This is a genomic window from Pandoraea sp. ISTKB (assembly GCF_001721285.1).
In the GTDB taxonomy this organism is placed as follows: Bacteria; Pseudomonadota; Gammaproteobacteria; order Burkholderiales; family Burkholderiaceae; genus Pandoraea; species Pandoraea capi.
The window spans coordinates 1-1,810 of record NZ_MAOS01000098.1; the positions used below are offsets into that span (position 1 = coordinate 1).

General features: G+C 61.8%; 3 protein-coding genes. 1 reads left to right on the top strand and 2 read right to left on the bottom strand.

Going from position 1 to position 1,810, the window contains the following annotated elements; genetic code table 11:
• Positions 1-88: helix-turn-helix domain-containing protein (locus A9762_RS29505; protein ID WP_371443476.1), on the top strand; the 88-nt coding region annotated here is incomplete at its 5' end.
• 42 nt (positions 89-130) lie between these two features.
• Here A9762_RS29505 and A9762_RS29050 read toward each other — a convergent pair.
• Positions 131-292: a hypothetical protein gene (locus tag A9762_RS29050; RefSeq protein WP_170836322.1), complete on the bottom strand. Its 162-nt coding sequence runs from the start codon at positions 290-292 to the stop codon at positions 131-133.
• 192 nt (positions 293-484) lie between these two features.
• On the bottom strand, positions 485-1,288 hold the full coding sequence (locus A9762_RS26960; protein WP_083254280.1) for a MetQ/NlpA family ABC transporter substrate-binding protein: 804 nt from the start codon (positions 1,286-1,288) through the stop codon (positions 485-487).
• Positions 1,289-1,810: the final 522 nt, after the last annotated feature.

Consider the following 1,810-nt stretch of genomic DNA (forward strand, 5'->3'; position numbering starts at 1 on the left):
CGCGTGCGGCGGCGACCGCAATGCCGCGTGCGAAGCGCTCGGCATCAGCCGCTCGACGCTCTGGCGCAAACTTCGCAACGACGCATGACAGCCGCAGGCATGCCCCCGGCCTTGAGACGACGGACGCCGCTCAGTGCTGATGACGGATGCGCTCCCACATCTCGTGCCAGTCCAGACGCTTGTGCTCGGACGGCTCGTCGTGATGCGTCACCCAGAAGTGATCCACGAGCATGCCGATGGCGAAGCCGACGAGCAGCGCCACCAGCATCATCGAAATGTTGATCATGGACATGGCGGCCTCCCGTCGATAGGAATCACACTTTCATTCTAGTCAAACGCTTTCGTGCCAGCGCCGCAAAGTGCGATGACGCGAGACACGCAACGTCCGCGCGGCACACGGGCATAAAAAAACCGGGGTCGAAACCCCGGTTGCTCGTTTGCGGCGTTCGACGCGCGTGTTGCGCACCGATTCATTCGCTCACGCTTACCACGTTGCAATCAGCGCGCCCTTGAACTGGCTGTCGATGAATTGCTTCACTTCGTCCGAGTGATAGGCCTCGACCAGTTGCTTGACCCACGGTTTGTTCAGGTCTTGCGTGCGCACGGCGATCAGGTTGGCGTACGGGCCCTTCAGGTCTTCGATGGCGATGGCGTCACGCTTGGGCACCAGACCGGCCTGCGCGGCGAAGTTCGTGTTGATCGACGCGGCATCCAGATCCGGCAAGGCGCGCGGGAGTTGTGCCGCTTCCAGTTCGCGAATCTTCAGCTTCTTCGGGTTCTCGGCGATGTCCAGCGGCGTGGCGTTCTTGCCTTCCAGACCGGCGCGCAACTTGATCAACCCTTCCTTTTGCAGCAGGAGCAGCGCACGATTGCCGTTCGACGGATCGTTCTGGATGCCGACTTGCGCACCGTTGGGCAGATCCTTCAGCGACTTGTACTTCTTCGAATAGAAGCCCAGCGGCGAGACGTAGGTCAGGCCGGCCGTCGTGATTTTGTAGCCACGATCCTTGACCTGGCTGTCGAGGAACGGCTTGTGCTGGAAGCCGTTGGCGTCCAGATCGCCGGCGTCGAGCGCGGCGTTCGGCTGTGCATAGTCACTGAACTCGACGATCTTGATGAACAGGCCGCGCTTTTCGGCAACCTTCTTCACGACTTCGAAGATCTGGGCGTCCGAGCCGGCCATCGTGCCGACTTTCAGGGGCTTGTCGGCCGTCTGGGCCGAAGCGCCGAGGGATGCGAGCGCGAACGTTGCGCCGAGGAACGCGTTGATCAGTTGACGGGACAGCATGTGCGATTTCTCCTTTTTGCTTATAGGAACCGACGCCTGTTGGGCATCTTTGCGAGTCACGGCGGACCTGATGGGCCCGCTACGGTCGCGCGCGGCGGACAGTCCTTTCGCGCGACCCGGAAACCGGATGCTGCCACAAATGCGGGTTTACACGAAATACATAATCGGCATTTCGATATCCCCTTTTTCGTTCCGATAGTTTGCGCACATCATAAAAAAACGCCCCTTCGGATCACCGAAGGGGCGCTTCGCCGGGAGAACAGCCTGATCACGGGCCGGGGGGGTGGCACGGCCAACGGCAACGCCGTCAGCCGGTCGCGTCAGGAACCGACGAACAACCTGCGAGACTCGTTACACCATCGAGATACCAAGGGCCAGCGCCTGCACGCGCTGTGCCGAACGCGTGCAGGCTCCTCCCCGCGACTGGCTCAGGGACATGGCTCCTCGCCTGCCTGGCCGTTCATTGCGCATCCGCCGCCGCCGCCAAAACCGCTGGGCCCGCCGAATGCTGCCAATCCGTTA